Source organism: Woronichinia naegeliana WA131 (genome assembly GCA_025370055.1).
GTDB lineage: Bacteria > Cyanobacteriota > Cyanobacteriia > Cyanobacteriales > Microcystaceae > Woronichinia > Woronichinia naegeliana.
Genome location: CP073041.1, coordinates 7,028,122 through 7,046,539 on the forward strand (window position 1 = coordinate 7,028,122; position 18,418 = coordinate 7,046,539).

Annotated in this window: 19 protein-coding genes, 1 tRNA gene and 1 pseudogene; 4 read left to right on the plus strand and 17 right to left on the minus strand. The window is 39.9% G+C overall.

Annotated elements, in window-relative coordinates:
* Window positions 1–9 precede the first annotated feature (9 nt).
* The gene (locus tag KA717_35725) at window positions 10–1,839 is read right to left on the minus strand and encodes a 50S ribosome-binding GTPase (GenBank protein UXE60778.1); all 1,830 of its coding nucleotides are present in this window, start codon (window positions 1,837–1,839) and stop codon (window positions 10–12) included.
* 457 nt (window positions 1,840–2,296) lie between these two features.
* Window positions 2,297–2,479: a hypothetical protein gene (locus KA717_35730; GenBank protein ID UXE60779.1), complete on the minus strand. Its 183-nt coding sequence runs from the start codon at window positions 2,477–2,479 to the stop codon at window positions 2,297–2,299.
* Here KA717_35730 and KA717_35735 point away from each other — a divergent pair.
* Window positions 2,444–2,516 (plus strand) — tRNA-Ile (locus KA717_35735). The two genes, KA717_35730 and KA717_35735, sit on opposite strands and share 36 nt — an antisense overlap.
* 17 nt (window positions 2,517–2,533) lie before the next feature.
* On the plus strand, window positions 2,534–3,583 hold the full coding sequence (gene fni / locus KA717_35740) for a type 2 isopentenyl-diphosphate Delta-isomerase (protein ID UXE60780.1): 1,050 nt from the start codon (window positions 2,534–2,536) through the stop codon (window positions 3,581–3,583).
* On the opposite strand, the gene KA717_35745 is transcribed toward fni, so the two are convergent.
* From KA717_35745 to KA717_35790, 10 genes and pseudogenes are all read right to left on the minus strand, one after another.
* Window positions 3,573–4,967: an MFS transporter gene (locus KA717_35745; GenBank protein UXE60781.1), complete on the minus strand. Its 1,395-nt coding sequence runs from the start codon at window positions 4,965–4,967 to the stop codon at window positions 3,573–3,575. The genes fni and KA717_35745 overlap by 11 nt on opposite strands.
* Window positions 4,968–5,102: 135 nt before the next feature.
* Window positions 5,103–5,924, minus strand: a complete 822-nt coding sequence (gene recO, locus KA717_35750) for a DNA repair protein RecO (GenBank protein ID UXE60782.1) — start codon at window positions 5,922–5,924, stop codon at window positions 5,103–5,105.
* A 26-nt stretch (window positions 5,925–5,950) separates the two neighbouring features.
* Window positions 5,951–6,208 (minus strand): chlororespiratory reduction protein 7, encoded by a 258-nt coding sequence (locus tag KA717_35755; GenBank protein UXE60783.1) that lies wholly within the window; start codon window positions 6,206–6,208, stop codon window positions 5,951–5,953.
* A gap of 303 nt (window positions 6,209–6,511) precedes the next feature.
* Window positions 6,512–6,931 carry an HNH endonuclease gene (locus KA717_35760; protein UXE60784.1) on the minus strand — a complete coding sequence of 140 codons (420 nt, stop codon included), beginning with the start codon at window positions 6,929–6,931 and terminating at the stop codon, window positions 6,512–6,514.
* On the minus strand, window positions 6,931–7,326 hold the full coding sequence (locus tag KA717_35765) for a hypothetical protein (GenBank protein UXE60785.1): 396 nt from the start codon (window positions 7,324–7,326) through the stop codon (window positions 6,931–6,933). Before KA717_35765 ends, KA717_35760 begins: the two co-directional genes overlap by 1 nt.
* A 111-nt stretch (window positions 7,327–7,437) precedes the next feature.
* On the minus strand, window positions 7,438–7,797 hold the full coding sequence (locus KA717_35770) for a hypothetical protein (protein ID UXE64881.1): 360 nt from the start codon (window positions 7,795–7,797) through the stop codon (window positions 7,438–7,440).
* 57 nt (window positions 7,798–7,854) lie between these two features.
* A complete protein-coding gene (locus KA717_35775; protein ID UXE60786.1) occupies window positions 7,855–8,076 on the minus strand; it encodes a hypothetical protein in 222 nt (73 codons plus the stop codon).
* A 55-nt stretch (window positions 8,077–8,131) separates the two neighbouring features.
* Window positions 8,132–10,609, minus strand: a complete 2,478-nt coding sequence (locus KA717_35780; GenBank protein UXE60787.1) for a tetratricopeptide repeat protein — start codon at window positions 10,607–10,609, stop codon at window positions 8,132–8,134.
* 112 nt (window positions 10,610–10,721) lie between these two features.
* On the minus strand, window positions 10,722–10,997 hold the full coding sequence (locus KA717_35785; GenBank protein UXE60788.1) for a hypothetical protein: 276 nt from the start codon (window positions 10,995–10,997) through the stop codon (window positions 10,722–10,724).
* Window positions 10,998–11,165: 168 nt separating this feature from the next.
* A pseudogene (locus KA717_35790) lies at window positions 11,166–11,258 on the minus strand (ABC transporter ATP-binding protein).
* Window positions 11,259–11,522: 264 nt separating this feature from the next.
* Here KA717_35790 and KA717_35795 point away from each other — a divergent pair.
* Window positions 11,523–11,951 (plus strand): hypothetical protein, encoded by a 429-nt coding sequence (locus tag KA717_35795; protein UXE60789.1) that lies wholly within the window; start codon window positions 11,523–11,525, stop codon window positions 11,949–11,951.
* A 291-nt stretch (window positions 11,952–12,242) separates the two neighbouring features.
* Here the strand turns inward: KA717_35795 and KA717_35800 are convergent, their stop codons facing one another.
* The 4 genes from KA717_35800 to KA717_35815 form a co-directional block, all read right to left on the minus strand.
* Window positions 12,243–12,461: a hypothetical protein gene (locus KA717_35800; GenBank protein ID UXE60790.1), complete on the minus strand. Its 219-nt coding sequence runs from the start codon at window positions 12,459–12,461 to the stop codon at window positions 12,243–12,245.
* 183 nt (window positions 12,462–12,644) lie between these two features.
* Window positions 12,645–14,072 carry a transposase gene (locus tag KA717_35805; GenBank protein UXE60791.1) on the minus strand — a complete coding sequence of 476 codons (1,428 nt, stop codon included), beginning with the start codon at window positions 14,070–14,072 and terminating at the stop codon, window positions 12,645–12,647.
* Window positions 14,073–14,225: 153 nt separating this feature from the next.
* Window positions 14,226–14,570, minus strand: coding sequence for a type II toxin-antitoxin system PemK/MazF family toxin (locus KA717_35810; GenBank protein ID UXE60792.1), 345 nt, complete (start codon window positions 14,568–14,570; stop codon window positions 14,226–14,228).
* Window positions 14,557–14,949: a hypothetical protein gene (locus KA717_35815; protein UXE60793.1), complete on the minus strand. Its 393-nt coding sequence runs from the start codon at window positions 14,947–14,949 to the stop codon at window positions 14,557–14,559. The genes KA717_35810 and KA717_35815 overlap by 14 nt, the downstream gene beginning before the upstream one ends.
* Before the next feature lie 78 nt (window positions 14,950–15,027).
* Here KA717_35815 and KA717_35820 point away from each other — a divergent pair, with 78 nt between their 5' ends.
* Window positions 15,028–15,240 (plus strand): hypothetical protein, encoded by a 213-nt coding sequence (locus tag KA717_35820; protein ID UXE60794.1) that lies wholly within the window; start codon window positions 15,028–15,030, stop codon window positions 15,238–15,240.
* Between the two features lie 333 nt (window positions 15,241–15,573).
* On the opposite strand, the gene KA717_35825 is transcribed toward KA717_35820, so the two are convergent.
* Window positions 15,574–18,345, minus strand: a complete 2,772-nt coding sequence (locus tag KA717_35825; GenBank protein ID UXE60795.1) for a cyclic nucleotide-binding domain-containing protein — start codon at window positions 18,343–18,345, stop codon at window positions 15,574–15,576.
* Window positions 18,346–18,418 lie beyond the last annotated feature (73 nt).

An 18,418-nucleotide genomic window follows, 5' to 3' on the forward strand; every position in this document is an offset into this window, starting at 1 on the left:
TGAAATTAGCTAAATTAGAGCGTTTTCCAAAATTTGAATTAATTTTTCTTCGCCATGCGGATCATCTACTAACTGTTCAATTCGTGATTTGTAGGGCATCAACTTTCGCTCTGCCAACAACTCTCCTTGTTGTACACTTAGTGACCATGCTGCGTTTGCATTACTGCAATAGTTTTGAATACCCAAGCCTAAGCCTAGCAAGAACTTAATTGCGGGATAACCTCCTGCAAGGTGCTTAGTGCCAACAACTTTGTCGACTTGTGCTACAACGACCTGAACTGTGTCAACTACCTCTTCTTCATAGCCGACAACACGAGTTTCAAGTTTTGTCTTGGTTTCTTGAACCCATTCAGTTGTTGTCACATCTTTCCTGACAGTTCTACTTTCAGACTCAACAACTTCAACCTCTTCACTGACAGTACGCTCAACATATCCATCTACTTCTTCGGTGTAATAATCTTCACCTGTCCAGAATTTACCCCACCCACTTCTTTCCTTGGTTTCTTTTACTTTTCCTGGGAGAAGTACGGTCTTCTTCAAGTTCTTAGTTTTACTTACAGGCACATAAATTTCTTCTTCAACCGTCTCTGTTCTTTTTTCAGGTCGCCAGTCAGTATAATTTACTTCTACTTGCCCTTCTTTAGGTTTGATGCGGGTAATATCTTTAGTACCCATCACATTCTCTTTAGTGGTTATGTTCTCGCGCCTTGCCCCTTCAACTTGCTCAACCTGGTCAACCACAGAGTCAAACTCAGTTTTAATGTCTGCAATGGCATCTAAACTCTTGAAAGTCATAACACCATAAGCACAAATTGCTGATGCGGCTGCCTGAAAAAGGCTTTGCCCTTCAATCTTTTTATCAACTGTATATCTTCCCAAACGACCAGAGATTAGACTGAGTGTTTGATAGTAACGACGAACCCGCTCTTGTTCAGCATAACCCTTAAGATCATCTTTCAAAACTTTCCCCAAACTACCAATCTTTTCAGGGGGTAGAATTTGACAGATCATCTCTGTGATTTTAGGAATGCCTTCACCAGTTTTTGAGTTGATTTCAATAACTGGTGGAAAATCGTCAGTCTCAAAGGCAGCTTTGTAAACTTCAGGTATTTCGCGTTTGGCATAAGTCATCTCTTGTGAGGTAGGAACAACTGTCCCATCATCTTTTCTAAAGACATTGAGTATGGGGATGATTATACATTTTCCTGAATTTTTCAAATTCTTCCAAGTTTCTAATAATTCTCCCAAATACTGCCGATCTGGATCGAGAAATTTCATGTGAGGAGCCAAAACATAAAGAATCACGTCTGGCTGGATATCTTCCTGCATCTCCAAACGCCATTTCCCAACTTTTACATTTTCTTTTTCTGGCTCAACTCCTGGAGAAAGACATTTAGAGAAATCCTTAATAAGCAAGTAATCACTATCTTTGAGAGGAACAACAGGAGGGCGAGAAAATTTGTTTCCTGCAAGCTGCTCCATCATCAAAGCAGCCCGATTTATATTCTCATAGTTGATATTGCTACCAATTCCAGGAGTATCCCAGAATCTCAAGTTACTTGTTAGCCGAAAATAACCAAGAAAATCGGTACAATCTTGAAATCCATTCGATTTCATGACATCTGAATCCAGTAGGCTGTTTCCTAAAGAGGTTTTTCCTGCACCTGTTCGTCCAGTTACCCATAGATTGATCGCATCGGCAAACAGTTCACCGTTATCTCTGAGTTTTTCCTTGAGATACTGCGACTCCAAACTTTGTAAATCAAAAACTTTAAGAGCTTCTGGTTTGTCACCAAACAGTCCTCTTAGAATTTCTAAAGACGCTTCAAGCATAGACATAATTGTTGTTCTCCTTTTTAACCTTAACGTTTAAATCTGGCTGGGCGTTCCAACTCTTCTTGTTTATACTCTGAACGGGTTGGAGCTTAACCTTTTGAAAATGCGTAAAATCTTTATCAGATAAGGATTTCAGCCCTTTTGTCGAGAAGTCCATTTCTTAGCCGTTTAGAGTATATCTAATTGGAGTGCGATCGCTGATCTGTAGGCTGGGTTAAAGAACACAGCCCAACTAGGGGAAATAATAACCTCATTGTGGGTTACTGCGTACCGACTCAAGTTTGATCACCGATCTTGTCGAGGCATTGTAACTATGTTTTTGGCTAATTGTCAAGTCACTACGATTACTTTTTCTGATGAATGGCGATCGCTTTTTGAGGGGATAAGATTGGAGACGGCGATTATTGGGGAGTGAAGGGGAAGTGGCGATCGCGCCCAACATATAACAATACAAACCTACCTAAGATGGTAAACCGGCTAAGGCAGAGTAGGCCAGGGCAACCGGAATGGCATAGGCCGCTAATGTAAAACCGGACACCAAATCCAAGCTCAACCATACCCAGAAAGTCTTGAAAAAGCTATAATTGGTTAACAGATTACCATTCCACCAGGGTTGGCCGAGCGGTTGAGGCAGCGAACTCATAATTCGCCCAAGGCAGGTTCAACTCCTGCACCCTGGATTTTACCTTGCTAAGTTATGTCAGGTTCTACCGAACATCGTAAAGCAGATCACATTGAAATTGTCTTGGAAAAGGATGTGGCCGCTAAGGGAGTGACCACCGGATTTGAGCGTTTTTTCTTGGAACACTGCGCTTTGCCCGATCTCAACCTTGAAGAGATTGATCTAAGCTTAACACTATGGCAAAAATCCCTTAAAGCTCCCTTGTTAATCAGTAGTATGACAGGAGGAACAGATATTGCCTTAAAAATCAACCTACATCTGGCGGCGGTGGCTCAATCTTTGGGACTAGCCATGGGGGTTGGTTCTCAACGAGCAGCGATTGAAAAGCCTGAATTAGTGGCAACCTACCAAGTCCGAAAAGTGGCTCCTGATATTTTATTGTTTGCTAATTTAGGAGCCGTACAGCTTAATTATGGTTACGGTTTGGAAGAGGCCAAACGGGCGGTGGAGATGATTGAGGCTGATGCACTCATTTTGCACCTGAATCCTCTTCAGGAAGCGGTTCAACCAGGAGGCGATCGCAGTTGGCAAGGACTATCACCGAAAATTGAACAGTTAACTCAAAAATTAGCGGTTCCTGTGATTGCCAAAGAAGTGGGCAATGGGATTAGTGGAGCCTTAGCCCGTCGTTTGGTGGATTGTGGTGTAGCGGCGATCGATGTGGCCGGGGCGGGAGGAACCAGTTGGAGTGAAGTAGAAGCCCATCGTCAAACCGATCCGAAACTGCGTCATATTGCCCATGCCTTTGCTGATTGGGGAATTCCCACGGCCCTGAGTTTAATCGAAGTTTCCCGAACTGTACCCCAAATTCCAATTTTTGCAAGTGGCGGTATTCGCAATGGTATTGATGCAGCCAAAGCCCTTATTTTAGGAGCCACTTTAGTGGGGAGTGCAGCTCCCATTCTGGCCTCAGCGATTTTCGACGAAGAACAGGTCTATCAAAAATGTCAGGCCTTGGTAGAGGAACTGAAAATTGCAGCCTTTTGTAGCAATGCCGCTAACCTAGAACAAATTCGTCGTATTCCCCTGCGTCGTTGCGATACCTGGGAAGTGGTTAATATTTAACACCCTGATGGGTGTTGCGGCTAATGTACCAAGTTAAAATGCCTCCGGCGATCGCCATAGCTGCCAGAAACAACATCACAGGACGCAAACCAAAAAGACTTTCCGCCACACCGGCTAGAGCCAAGGGTAAGGACAAAGCAATATTATTCGCATTATTTTCCAAACCAAAAACCTTACCGTGCATTTCTGGGGGGGTTTCCACTTGGATCAAAGTTTGCATCGGCACTCCCACTAAAGCTGCAAAAATGCCCAGGGTCAAGATAATTAACAAACTTAAGATCAAACTACTGTTAAAAATGGCTAAACCCATTAAACAAACACCCATGCCTAACGATCCCCAAAGTCCTAATTGAATTTGAGAAAAGCCTTGTCCCCAATGGCCTAAACTAACTGCTCCGATCGCCATGCCCACACCCCCAGCAGCCAATAAAAAGCCAAATTGGGAAGCCTTGAGGTTAGGAATATGGGCTGCCATACTCACCGCTAAAACGGACAAAGCGGCAAAAATTGAGAACAGAATCAGTAATTGAATAAGCGCGTTGCGTACCCGATGATTGCCCTGAAGATAGCGAATACCATCGGCAATATCCGTAAAAACATGGGGTTCATTGCCCGTTGGCTTAGTATAAATTTCCCCCGTTCGTAACCACAGCAGAATAAAACCGGCTATTAAATAAGAACCACCAACAACGGCCACTTTTCCCAAATCCCAGGTTCCATCCACATGGCCTAGCCATTCATCCGCCAAGGCCAAAAGCGGCTCACCGATCGCAAAACCTACAATTAAAACCGCCATACTCGTTAAGGTATTGAGGGAATTGGCAGCCAACAGATTACGACGACGCACCACCAAGGGCAATACTGATTGTTCGGCAGGTGCAAAAAACTGGGTAAGGGTAGAAACCAAAAAGGTAACGCCCAAGAGAATGGCAAAACCCAGGGGCAGATTAAAGGCATCATGTTCTACGGAACGCCAACGCCGTAAAAAATTGGGCAACCAAGCCACGGAAATCGCTAAACTTTGTTGTCGAGTCAGCCACAACAAGGGAGGAATACTGAAAACCAAGAGACCGCGAATAAAATTAGAGATCACCAACACCTCTTTTTTCGTCCAGCGATCCACATAAACCCCTGCTAAGGAGCCAAATAATACGGCTGGAATAGTATTCGCAATCATAATCGCCGATACCCAGCCACTAATAGATTGGTTTGCACCCTGGTAATGATTAGCAATCAGGGCAATCATTAAAACTAAATAGAATTTATCCGCCATTTGGGAGAAAATTTGTCCGACCCAAAGCGCGAGAAAGCGTTGATTGCGAAGAACAGGGCCAAAGCCTTGATTAGAGGACAGCAAAGGAAGTGACCTAGAGTAAGAGGACAAAAAAAGGATTTAGGGTCTAGAGTACAGGATTTAGCGTTCAGGGAGAATCTCGGCCGTTGCCCAAAGGTTCAGTTTGCCTTAACGATACCTTCCCGAAGCTCTTCCCTCTTAAAAATGTTACCTGAAATCTATCGCTTAAAAGTCTAAAACCGTTAAACTATCCACCAAGGTTGCGGCCCGAAAGGTACGTCCTAAATGAAATTGGGCATAGTCTCGCAGTAAATGTTCTAATCTGACCCAGTCACCCACTCGCAAAGATTTGAGGGCGATCGCGGGTAAAACATCGGCGAGAACAGGTAAGTCTGGATAACTCAGTTGTTGCAATAAGGCCACATCGATTCCATTGACTTTGCGAAAAACAGAACGATGAGAATGGGGTGCTGGCTGAGTAGCTGGCTGAATCATTAAGCCACCGGCCTCAAAACTAAACCCTAACTGCCAACGGGGATCGGTAAAGTTCGGTTGAATGGGTAAATGGCTCAGACAACAGTGATGAACTTGAGGCGCGAAACCGCTCAGGGCAAGAAGATGGAAAAGAGCTTGAGCCAGATAAGCTTGAATGGCCAGGTCAGTTGCTGGGGTGATTAAGCGTCGTAGATGTTCATTAAACAGGCTGTATAAATCCGGTTGGGGTTGGTCACTGAGAGCAAGACCAAGAACCACTTCTGCCAAGTATTGCCCCGCCGCTAATTTTTCTACCGACTGACTAAGACCAGGATAGGATTCTAGGGTTTCCGCCTGGGTAATTCTGGGCAGCGATCGCCCTTGATTGATCAGATATTGGTTAATGACAAACAGTTCACAGCGACCCCGTAAAAACGATTTCGGTTTTCTCGCCCCTGGAGCCACAGCCCGCATTAAACCCACTTCTGGTGACAAAATGGTTAACAGGCGATCGGCTTCTCCCAACGGTGTTCCCTTGAGAATAATGCCCGTCATTTGGAAAGTACGACCCATAGATCAACAGTTAGGACTCACGAGGTTTATTTTTCCAGACGAACTGCATACCATTGTAAATAGCTGTTATCCCCCATATCCAACTCACAAAAGTTATCCCGTAGAGAGCGGGCTTGTTCTGCGAGGGAACTAAATCGTTGCAAGTTACGCGGTAATTCTTCCGTGTAATGTTCTAAGATATCCTGGAGTTTAGCTAATAATTCTTCAGCAGTCAAAAAGACTTCCGGTTTATCCGCTTCTAGAACAACAAACATATTTTCTTCATACATAAGAGCGGATGGCATAGGCGTTAATTAATAATGTTAAAACTCTCCTGACTCTATGATAACTAAAATTGAGCATAAACCTAGAATATTTTTTACCCTTGCTTTCCCTATCTCTTCATGGAAATTCTCAACGTTTATCAGACCTTCCTTCAGCGATCGCGTAGGGATCTACTTCATGGTACAAAATTTGTTTTTTCTAGGTTACATTAGGATTTAATCATTCTTCTAGGATTTGACGTTCTTCCTGGGGAAGTTGTAATAAGACACGGCGATCGCCTTTTATAAACTTGGGTCATAAAAAGTTTTTCTAATACTCTCAGTTTAAGGAGGATGTAAGTTCACTGTAATTAATAAATGCCGTAGATTAACTATGCCCAAACGATTCAAAGATAAGGCAAAAATGGTTGCCCTACCACAAGCGGTTTTTCCAATCATTTCTATTTTGTTATCAGACCATTTAAAATGATCCTGCCAAGATTGTTTGCGAGGATTAAAAAGGGAAATTTTTTGGTTTGTTTCCGGATCAATACCTTCTATTTTAGTATGCTTATAAGCGTTACAACCGAAACAACTCCAGGCAAGATTTTCTAAAATAGTTTCGCCACCTACTTTTCTAGGTTTGATATGATCAACGGTAAAGCTTTGAGTTGAAAATTGTTCTAAGCAACGGCAATATTCACAAATATTATTGGCACGAGTTGCGACAATTAGCCTTACGGATTTTGGAATACGCTCTGACATTAGACACTTTTATTCGGGAGAAATTCATCAATAATTATTTTTAGATCAACCTGACGAAGTTGGGCCAGTTGGATTAAGGCTTCGGCACGTTTTGCATCTTCTTGTTCAATTTGGTCAACATAATTCAGTAATTCTTGATGTTCTAGATTGCTAATTTTACCCGTTTCGTGTTGTTGACGCAGATATTCTAAGCGTTTTTGTTCGTCGGAAGATAAATGAAATTGGATGATTTTTATTAGTTGAGTTTCGTTACTTAAGCTTGTTAAATTAATGGTTTCCTGTTGAGCATTTTGAGAAAGTATTTCTAAATATTCAACGGCTTTATTTAGAGATTGTTGGGGTAATTGTTCTAATAGAGATAGAGCTTTTTGACGGATTTCGGTAGAGATAGCCATAATAAATCTAAGTTACTAGGAGCAAGATTACAATAATTGTAGTTTATTTTTTAGAAAGCGATCGCGTTTCTAAACGGTTTCAGAATTTAATAATTCTTCATGTCTAAACTCTTAATTTTTGTGAAGTAAACGAATAAAACCTGCTTGTTCAAAATGTTTATCTGAAGTAAAAGCTTCTTGAATTTGTTCTCTCTGCATTACAACAAAGCTAATGCAATCTGTTAAGCTCCAATCTTTGTCTGATCTCTGTTCGTATAAGTTGAGACCTGATTGTAATAAATTCTGACTAAATGTGATAATTTTAGTGGATTTTAATTGATAGATATTCTGCAAAAAATTAGCAGTATTTTGTCTTAAACTTTGAGAACATAAAGCATCTCCGACTTCTAACAAAATAAATTCTGTTGTGATAAAAACATAATTTTGTTCAACTAACTCTAAACGTGTTTGTTTTGCTTGCTGATGCCAAATATCATCAACATTAAGCAGGGCAATCCAAGCAGCCGTATCAACAAAGACTTTTTTTATTTACTCTATTTCTCGTTTTGGAGTGCCGTGTAAATAATGATCATGTTGATAGGAAAGATCGGCAATTCCCGTACTCATTTCACAATTAGCTAACAAGGCTCCTAAGTCATCTTGATATTCTTGATTGTGTTTAGGCCAATCCTTAATAATGTCATAAAGTTTTTGAAGTTCCTGTTCTGGAATCAATTCTAGTTCTGCTTTAATTAATTCTTTAAAACTCATAGATTTTTCTCCTGAAAAAAGATGGCTGACTTATTATAGCTTGGCGATCGCGTTTCTAAGGGCTTTCAGGATTTAGTAATTCTTCTAAAATTTGGCGTTCTTCCTGGGGAAGTTGTAATAAGACACGGCGATCGCGGTTTACCTTGTATTCGACTGCAACTTTTAGCAGATTAAGGGCAACTTTAAATTCATCATAGTTCCCTGCAAGGTTTTGCCACATTTCTAACCATGCCTGAGCAGTACTATTGCTAGTATTAAGTTCATTAATGTCTTTAATACTTTCAACTAATCCACTACTGAGATCATCTAATAAATTGTGTTTATTGTAAATCTCTAACACAAACTGACCATCTTTTATCCAATTTTTGATTGTACCTTTTTTAAGAATATAAATAATAATATTTTGAGCAAGAGATTTTATTCCATCTTTGGCTGAAACTTTTCTTTGTATTACTGAATTGGAACTGTACAAATCAACAGATTTATCAAGGCATTCAATTCCCTCAATTATCAATCCTATGTTTATAAGTGAAATTGCCTTTAGCATCCATGAAAAATCATCATATTGATATAATTTGATACTGTAATTAATTGAATTTATTACTAGTTGATAATCACCTTTAAGATATTGAATCATTGCAAGTCTCTTAAAATTTTCACTAGAATTTGGATTAAGTTGCACAGATATTTCTGCACATCTTAAAGATTCTTCTATATCAATTTTTGTAAGTATTCCTGCTTTCTCTCGCCAAGCTCTATCTTCGTCAGGATTAATTTCTATCACTTTATTGATATACAAAATAGCTTTTTTAATATCTTCTAGTCGCTCATATACCAATGAGGCATTACCTAAGACATAAATATTATCTGAATCAATTTCTAAAGCTTTTTTTATAGAGAATAAAGATTTTTCTTTTTGATTAGATATCGACTCTGCTAGAGCTTTTTTACTCCATGTGTGAGCATTTTGGGCATCTAATTGAATAGATTTTCCATAGGAAATTGAAGCCTCAGAAAACAATCTCATATCATATAACTCATTACCTCGTAGGCTCCAGACATCTGGATTGTCAGGTTCTATCTTAATAGCCTGATTGAGATATTGAATAGCTTTATTAAACTCACCTATAAAGTAGTGTGCCTGTGCTTTTTTAATCCAATCCAATCCTGATCCACGAATAAGAATTAATTCTTCTGAAATCTCTAACATTTTCTCATACTTAGAATTTTTCCAAGCATCATTCCAATCCCTTAATAAAGCTACAATTTTAGGATCATCAGAAACTTCCATTTCTGCCAAAGCTTGAAGCGTACATTCTCGATCAAAAATAGCTTCTAATGGCAAAATTTCTAAACGATTTTCTAACTCCTTACGGGAAAACCGAACCCGCAAAAAACTAATAAATAATTGATTCGGCGTTCCCCTGCGTTTTTTCGCCTCTAAACAAATTCGCATCAAAGGTTCCTGTAACTCATAAAATGATTCCCGTCCCTCAGACTCAGAATAGACATAACCCATCTCTCGTAATTGTTTTAACTGAGAAGAAGCTGTTTGCTGAGAAATAAAACAATGTTGGGCAATCTGTTTAACTGCGATCTTTCCTCGTTGATCACAAAGATATTCAATGATTTTGCGTTGTTGCGGCGAAATAAACTGCATTCGGGACTGGTAAAAGGGGGTCAGATCATCCAACGTTTGCATAAACGGTTTTACCAAAGTATCCAAAGAATCATTCGTTAAAAACTGCGAAAAAATTATATAAATACGATGATTTCCCCCCGCTAAATGGTGAATAGCTCGAATCCGAGATTTTCCCAGGGGAGTTATTAATAAATCAGCCAAATCTTGATCGCCTCGCCATTTTGCAATATTGGCTAATAATTCTATGGCTTCTTCTAAAACTAAAGGCTTCAAATGAGTCAGACTAAAAAAGCCATAAAAGGGTAAATTACGGGACTTAACCCCACTAAATAAACTTTGAGAAGTCGCAACAATGGTAATAAAACCATAATTCTGTAAATAGGCACGAAAAGCTTGCTGTCCTAATTTATCCAAACCCTTAAAAATTTCATCCAGATTTTCCATTAACAATAATAGGGTTTTATCCTGACAATATTGCTTCAGAATATGTCCCGCTAATTGTTCGGCCTGCTCCGTTGAAACACTGTATAAACCCTTAACCTGTTCCTCTAAATTAGGATCTTTATATTCTTCTATTAAAGCATTTAAAATTCTCACTAATAAATCCAAAAAAGTTGCAACGCCCCATTCCTCTTCGCGTAGCCAAGCAATTTTTAATTTGTCTTTAAAAACTTTATTTGCCGACACCCGATGATAAATCATAGAGATTAAATGGGTTTTACCAATCCCTCGCGGCCCAATTAATAAAGCATGATGTTTTGCTTCCGTTAAAACACTCCTTTCAATATTTTCTAATAAATCTGTTAAAAGTGGCTGACGTTGCACAAAAATTGCGTCTAAATCTTCTGGATTCATCAGACTTGGTGTATAGTGAGACAGAAAACCTTTCATTAATTTAAACCCTAATTTAAATAATGTTAATATGTGGAATATTTAGATAATTTTCCACAAAAATATGCCAATAATTCCCTCAGCAGTAGGAGATTTAGAGAGCAGAAAAGCCCTATTTTTTTCGACAAGCAGTAATAATTTCGGCGGCGGCTTTGGCTCCAGCGATAATCACGATTGACGTAGCCAACGCACTGGAGACGATCAGGATCGCCCCTTGATCATGCAAAATGCCATCAGTAATCGTAGTTAATAACGGTTTACTATCCGAAGTCGTTGTGAGTAACTGCTCCCCCTGCTTAGTCAAACTTTGCTCAATACGAGCAGTCGAGCCTTCACTACCCAGTATTTCAATAAGACTTAGTTGTCCACCCAGATTAACTCGAACCATGACCCACCTCCAAAGCGCAGTTTTTATACGATGTTTTTATTGTACATTGCTTTTTGTCGTACGTCAAGAACATCGTATATTTAATTGGGTAAAAAAATATGAACTTTTATAAAGATAAAAAAACCCGCCTAGCGAAAAATCTAAGCGAGTATCATCTATTCTGAACTTTTAGGCCGCATCATCGTGGGCAAAACGGTTATATAAGAAGTCCAGAGCATAGTTGCGGAGTTTGTAATACTCTGGGTCCTCCATAATGCGATCGCCGATTAATCTGTTTCCTTGTCCGAAACGCTCGCCGACCTCATTTTAATGCTGTTCTCAGGGGCGATCGCAGGGTTAAGGAGTTCGTAAAAGGGTCTGCTGATCGGTGTAATACGCTTTTTAGACAGATTATATGGAAGCCATCTTGCGCTTCGTCGCTCCGTACTGTTTGATGGCAAGATACAGAAAGTTTCTGAATAGGCTCCGTATTTGAGGTAATATGCAGGAAGTTTTTGTATAATCCCTCGTTAACTCCTAAAAAATATGACTGAAGAAGAACGTTGGGCTTATTTAGTGGAACTTGATGAAGAATTACTAAAAGGTGGTGTTATTCTGTCGGAGTGGTGTAGCTTCATTGTACGAGAAGCTGACCTTGCCTTTGCTAGTAGTGCCTATTTGGCATCTATCCTTACATCTGTCTCTGGCATAGAAACTTACCTACGTTCTGAGTATGGAGAGAAATCTAGAGAACGACTGATAGATTTGATCAAAAAAGCATCCTTAGACCCTGAACTGACTAAGGATATTCATACACTTCGTCAATATCGAAACAGATGGGTACATGTTGATGATCCTTGGGATGACGAGTCTTTGTTGGAAGATCCAGAGGGCAAAGAGACTGAACTAGAAAAAATGGCATTTTTTGCAGCAAGGGTGCTGAGACGTACAATATACGAAAATCCTTGGCTATAAAGTGTGATCACCGCTCCCATCAATCAACTTTTTAAAATTTATTATTTCATTACTAACTAATTTTTTGAAACGTGATCGCAGTTCTTCTTGGAACTCTAACGAAGGGCGATCGCCTTATATTTCATTAGTAAACTTCATCCAATTAATCTGTTAACTTATGAGATTTTAAAGAAGTCGTAAAAGGATCGTTACTCAATAACTCTAAAGCTGCTAATATTTTGGCTTCTAACTGAGGATTTTTCCTGATTAATTGCTTAAAACTTTTCTTGAACTTGCTATCTGTTGTTAAAATCATTCATCGTCATCCTCTAACAAATAAGACTTCAAATCTTCAAAATTTCCCCGTTTAGCAGTTCCCATTTCTACAGCCTTAAGCACTTCCTGAGCATTAGCCGCAATTTGAGATCGTCGAGCCTGAATCCGCCGCTTACGGATTAACTCAAATAATTGGTCTTGATCTTCTGTTGACAGAACTTCAATGGAATCAATAATTTCTTGAAAAGTAATCATACAACTTCTTTTTAAGTAATACTTGTCTTTACTGTAACAATAATGTCTATCATTATAGCATAACCGTTCTTAATCTCGTAATTCTGTGTAATCTTCTAATTGGCCTTAGCGCGATCGCTGCTTTTTAAATTAACTTAACGAACTGGACAGTGGGAAGTTTATGGATGGCAGAGAAGGTAATGACTATGCGGCCAAAGTAAGTCTATCAGGACTTGGAAAAGGGTCAAGTTTAGCGGCAAGGAATTTAGGCAAAAGCAGACTAGGTGGACTTTGAGGAAAAATCATTGGGGCTTGATGTTGGATGGCTAGTTGAGCAATGCGTTCACTAGGATAGCCATGGGAGGGTAGAGTCCGAAACCAGCGAGGGAAATTAGCCCAAATCCCCTGGGGTAACTCTAAGGAAAGAATTTGAAGTAAGCCGAGAACAATGACATGAAGATTAACAAAACGCTCAAAGGCTTCTACTTTGTTTAAAATCTGAGTCTGAACAGTTTGGGGATAGTCAGGGAGGATAAGATTGCTAGGCCAGGTCGGTAAAGTAGGAAGAGCCTTAAGCCAAAAACGATAGGCAAAGCCGCCCAAAAGATGGATTAATTGACGAAAAGTGACTTCAATCTTAAATCGGAGACCGTAAGCGGCAATAATCTCAGGTCCAGTCAAACAGAGGTCAGTAGAAAGCAGAATCAGTCTTTGTCCGTTGGGCAATTGGGTGAGGACAAACTTAACGAGCTGATGGGGACTATCCCAGTGGAACTCAAAGCACTGATAAGAAACGGAGACTTGTTGACCATAGAGCCAGACTTTAGCGGTGGGAAAATCCTCCACAAGAGCAAACAGGCTTTCTAGTTTTATTGAACTCCCCCAAAGCCGTGGTCGTCCTTTCCCCCTCAAGGTCGGAACGGAAGAAAAGGGAGCATATGCCACTGTAGAGCAACGCACTCGGGTGATGAGATGCAAGGCATTTTGGCGAAAACTTTTGAGCACTGCTCCACAAGCGAAGTAAGCATCCAAAATCACATAGCTTCCCGCCTCTGCGTAGGTAGTGCAAAGCTCCCCCATTTTCGTGACTAGAGTAGTCTTCTCTTTTTTGCTGCCTTTTTTCCCTTCCTTTGCCGTTGCTTTGGACTTGATGCCATCGTCTAGCCGCAACACTAAGGGCAAGGCAAAGCAGGCTTTTCCTGCTCCCACCAAAACACTCAAGGCATTGAAGTAATGCCCCCTTATCCATTCTGGCTTCGCCACATTTCCGGATTCTTGGTGTAGTCGTTTTACCCCTGGCATCTTGCGCCCTTCTTTCCCCACTTTGATTCCATCCCCCACATACACTCGTTTTTCCTTGATTCGATATAGATTTTCATGCTGACTTACCCACTTCGACCATCCCAAGGTCAGTCCTTTGACGTTAAATGCCTTGGATTCAAACCAATGTAGTGCCTGATGGTAGTAGCTCTCTGTTAACCCTAAGGCATTGACATAGCTTGTTATTGCGCTCGGTTGGCTGTTGAGCACTACTCCCCAGGCTAATAGGATAAACCATTGGTACGTTGCTTCTCGGCTAAAGGCGGGACGGAGATTCTCTAGGATTTGCTCTAGTCGCTGACATAGTTGCATAATTGATAGATAGCACTGGCTATCGATTTTCTATATCAGCCAGTTTCGGACATAACGGCACTCTTGGGTATCGCATGTCCGATTTTCTTTTCTCACTTACCCTGCTCGAGAACTTCCCACTGTCCAGTTAACGAAAAGCAACCCCATTTTTTATTAATTGTTTTCAAGAGATAAATATTGACTAAGATTTTGCAATAATCTACGATGCCTTGTTGTTGAAATAGAGCCAATAGAACCAATAATTTGCCGAGAAGGAATCACTGTCAAAAAGCCAAGTCGAATCACTGAAATTTTTATTAAACCACTCGCTTCAAAATCATTATCTTCACTTGTAATAATTTCATCAAAATCCCTGATATATTGTTTTAGTTGACTGCTAATACCACAGATCAAAAAATCCTGATACTTTGGCATAATTCGTAAAATTAGAGCAGGACGATTCTTAATTTCCTGATTTGATTGAGGGATCGGAGTTAAGACAATATTACCTTCTTTCATAATCAGAATTATATTCCTTAATATGAGTTAAATCATAAATCGGTTCATCTTCCGAATAGCACTGATTTAGATTATTTAAGGCAAAAACTTCCCAACTTTGGCTTTCTAGGGAATCTTGCTCAAGCGAAGAAATTATATCATGATCAATTGAGGCATTATCTATACCAGTGGCATAGCCTAGACTGATACTACCTGCATGACTTTTAAAACCTCGCCTTGCTGGTTCTTGTTGCGTATTATTTGGTAGATTTTCAACGCTATCAGAGTTGCCGAGTTTTGTAATTATCCAATCTGTGACAGATAAACCGATCGCATCAGCTTGATGTTGTAAAGCATTGTAAATCTCATCACTAAGTTCTAAGGTTAGTTGTTGACTCATGAGAAAAAGTTAATTGTCAATTACGATAGAATCATTATAACTGTTGTCTCCCTTACGAACAAAAAAGCATTTAAGCTTATGAGTCAGACCTTTGAGATAAATGATGATTTACGTCCTGAGTATGATTTTACTAAAATAACTGTTGTTGCTAGGGGAAAAGATCGTAAGCAGAATAGCCAACAGTGGACAAGCCTCGATCCCTGGACGAAAAATTTAATAGGTATTATTCAAGCTTATTCAGAAATGTCTTTAGCTGATTATGTAGATTATTTGGCGAATAAATACGAATAAGGCGATCGCCGCTTCCCTCAATCAACTTTTTCAAACTGATTATTTCATTAATAACTAATTTTCAAAAACGCGATCGTCGTCCCCAGATTGATAATAGAAAATGGGTTAAATCAGTTAAATTCAGTAAAAAATATTAACTCTTATAAAAATAAAAAAAACTCGCCTAGAAATGAATCTAAACGAGTACCATCTATTCCCAACTTTTAGACCACATCATCGTGGGCAAACCTGTTATAAGAGAAGTCCAGAGCATAGTTGCGGAGTTTATATTACTCTGGGTCTTCCATCGTGCGATTAATGCGATCGCCACAAATATTCATTTCTGTTTTTGAGTTATCTTGCTTCCAATAAACTTTTCAGGCGAATACTTTCGAGTTCTAGCACCTTCATTGCTAAATGGCGATCGCGCACTAAGAGATCATCAAAAGCTTCGACTGGAATCGCTAAAACACGAGTTAACGGTGCTTTGGCCACAATTGTTCCCATCAAATGGGTATGGGTTAAAACTTCTAACTCATCAAGCATTTTTCCTAGGGCTAAACTCGATATAAATACGTTGCCATCTGCTCTTTGGATCTGAATTTCCACATTGCCTTCCATTAGTAATAACAGTTCCCGACAGGTATCTCCCGCTTCTGTTATCTGCTCATCTAAGACAAAGGATTTAACCTCTGCACGATAGGCTAATTCAATCAAAGTCTCACTGTCTAAGGATTGGAAAAAGTCACTATTAAACAGATAAACAATACGCTCTAAAATCGGTAAATCTTTTAAAGTAATAGATGATTTCTCCTTTGCTGTTAAGAGAAGGGGGATAATTTCCCCTAATAAAGGATGACGATCAGCAGCCATATTCCTTGACAAATTGTAGCTCCGTTCCTGATCAAATTGCTGTAATAAATAGAGACAAATTGTCTGAATTAAAACATCGGGTTCTGTCAATAAAATATCAACTGTTTCTAATAAATTATTGATTGGCAGTTCTAAAGAGCAAGCGGATGGTTCGACTGTTCTTTGTAATTGTTCAACTAATCCCGTTCCCAGACGTTGATGCCATTCTGAATAGGGATTATCTAAAATATCTTGTAATACGGTGGGAGATAATTTTGCTAATTGGTTAATAATCTCTGCTCCCTCTATCATGCCTAATTTTTCAATTCGAGACAAAATAGCAATGACTAAAAATTGTTTTTTCTGGCGAATAACCCCTAATAAAAGGGCAACAACGAGACGATGTTCTAGCAAAAAAGGTTGATTTAAAACATAATAGAAATTGAGTAAATGCTCCAACCGTTCTAGATAAAAATAGGCCTGTTTTTTAATATCTGTAGGAGAGTCTGAATCATCTTTGATGTCCTCTTCTTTGTCCCAGGAAAGGGAGTCAACAGGAGAAAATCTTTCTAAAGCTTCTTCGGTAAGCTGTTGCAGATTTATTAACCGTTCTAAGGATTGACGATAGCCAGAAATTCGCACCAAATTTTCGAGCTTACGTTGACGGCTAGGATCAAGTAGGGTGGGGTCTTCTACACCTAATTCTGTCAGTAATTGTTCATGATCGTGGTTGTCAATATCCAATTCTATTCGTAATTGACGAAGAATCTCTAAACTACTAGCCGAATTAGCGTAACCTTCCTCTAAGGCTTCTCGCAGTACTCCTTTATAGGCTTCATCCCGCTTTTGTTTGTTAAAACCAGGTAAAACTTTGGCAACAACATAAATCTCATGGGGATTTAAGTCATCAATTTTTCGTCCTGTAAAATAGCGTTCGATGGGAAATTTCATCTTAATTAATTGTTTACGAAATCTCCCCGCTAAACCTTCACGAGCATATAATTCAGGTTCCCGTCTTAGGCTACGAGCTAACCAAAATGTACTGAGGAGAACGATTAAAACATCTATGCTTTCTTGGAAAAAAAGGGGCAATAAACGAATAAAAGGACGACCGCCAAAAATAAAAAATAGGTTGAAGGCAAGAAAGGTACAAACACTAAATAAACGGTGTCGAATTAAGCGTAAATGATTGGTTCGTTTAGTTGAGGTTAGATAAGTGCGATATAAACGTTCGGCAGTTAGACCCAATAAATAGCCCCAAAGGGTAAACAAAGTCAAGGTGATCGGTACTGCTAAAAGTTTAGGAATGGTAATCGCTTTACCGTAGAGATACCAACCAGGAGATAGCAATGTTTGTAGGGTATTGGCTTCCATTGCCCAGGCACCAGAAAAATAGTAATCCCAGTTTCCTGCGTAGAGATAGTAATAGAAGAAGTAACCGACGACTAAACCAAAATAACAGTAATAAATGAATTGAGTTTGGGTTTTTTCGACTCCTTCCCAATAGGAACCTTCGGCATCAATATCAATGCAGGGTGTTTGACAGGCAACACAGGCACTTTTTTCTTGGCCGTTATCAACAGTACGGCACATGGATTGGGTCAGGGGTGTATCGCTCATGTGAGCTTTGCTGGTAAAAAGTCCCCCTGGTTCAGCATAAATTTTTTGGACAGGAGCCATCGGACAAAAGTAATTGCACCAGGTTTTGCCGCCATAGAAATAGCCGACAGCAATGGCAGCAATAATGGTTGTACTTAGCCAAATTCCTAGAGCCAGGCGATCGCCATTAATAAATAAAATGCGAAAACATAATCCTAAAAAGAGCAAACCAAATTGTAAATAAATATAATTGCGACCGAGCCAAGAATTAGGCTTGATTTTCGGGATTTCGTAACGGACTTTACCTGATTTCGCATCTGTTCGCTTGAATTTCCGTTGCCAACCGAGAGCGCGTGGGATTTGCGATAAAAACGATAGGGGACAAATACGCCGCCACATTTCATGCCCAAATACCAACAAAATAAAAATTCCGCTCGGTACGATGATCCCCCAAAAAATCGGTGCGCCGAGGGCATAGGGTTTGAGTTCAAGGCAACTGTTTTGGACAGTAATACATTCTTCTGGTCGAATGCGAAAGGGACTCCAGGTTTGTTCGGGCGAGGTGATGAGCGGGGAGAAAGGATCGTAGAAAAGGGAGGCAATGAGCAACAACCAACCAGAGGTTAAAATCCACCGCAGACGATGCATCTGTTTCTCTGAGATGCGGGACAACATGACTTTATTTTTCCAGTAAATTGTGAGGAGTTGTGAGGGGCGATCGCAAAATAGCGTTTGATCCCCCTTGTAT

Coding starts and splice junctions, on each gene's coding strand:
- KA717_35725 (UXE60778.1), bottom strand. CDS start 1,839: ATGTCTATGCTTGAAGCGTCTTTAGAAATTCTAAGAGGACTGTTTGGT.
- KA717_35730 (UXE60779.1), bottom strand. CDS start 2,479: ATGAGTTCGCTGCCTCAACCGCTCGGCCAACCCTGGTGGAATGGTAAT.
- fni (UXE60780.1), top strand. CDS start 2,534: ATGTCAGGTTCTACCGAACATCGTAAAGCAGATCACATTGAAATTGTC.
- recO (UXE60782.1), bottom strand. CDS start 5,924: ATGGGTCGTACTTTCCAAATGACGGGCATTATTCTCAAGGGAACACCG.
- KA717_35755 (UXE60783.1), bottom strand. CDS start 6,208: ATGCCATCCGCTCTTATGTATGAAGAAAATATGTTTGTTGTTCTAGAA.
- KA717_35760 (UXE60784.1), bottom strand. CDS start 6,931: ATGTCAGAGCGTATTCCAAAATCCGTAAGGCTAATTGTCGCAACTCGT.
- KA717_35765 (UXE60785.1), bottom strand. CDS start 7,326: ATGGCTATCTCTACCGAAATCCGTCAAAAAGCTCTATCTCTATTAGAA.
- KA717_35775 (UXE60786.1), bottom strand. CDS start 8,076: ATGAGTTTTAAAGAATTAATTAAAGCAGAACTAGAATTGATTCCAGAA.
- KA717_35780 (UXE60787.1), bottom strand. CDS start 10,609: ATGAAAGGTTTTCTGTCTCACTATACACCAAGTCTGATGAATCCAGAA.
- KA717_35785 (UXE60788.1), bottom strand. CDS start 10,997: ATGGTTCGAGTTAATCTGGGTGGACAACTAAGTCTTATTGAAATACTG.
- KA717_35795 (UXE60789.1), top strand. CDS start 11,523: ATGACTGAAGAAGAACGTTGGGCTTATTTAGTGGAACTTGATGAAGAA.
- KA717_35800 (UXE60790.1), bottom strand. CDS start 12,461: ATGATTACTTTTCAAGAAATTATTGATTCCATTGAAGTTCTGTCAACA.
- KA717_35805 (UXE60791.1), bottom strand. CDS start 14,072: ATGCAACTATGTCAGCGACTAGAGCAAATCCTAGAGAATCTCCGTCCC.
- KA717_35810 (UXE60792.1), bottom strand. CDS start 14,570: ATGAAAGAAGGTAATATTGTCTTAACTCCGATCCCTCAATCAAATCAG.
- KA717_35815 (UXE60793.1), bottom strand. CDS start 14,949: ATGAGTCAACAACTAACCTTAGAACTTAGTGATGAGATTTACAATGCT.
- KA717_35820 (UXE60794.1), top strand. CDS start 15,028: ATGAGTCAGACCTTTGAGATAAATGATGATTTACGTCCTGAGTATGAT.
- KA717_35825 (UXE60795.1), bottom strand. CDS start 18,345: ATGTTGTCCCGCATCTCAGAGAAACAGATGCATCGTCTGCGGTGGATT.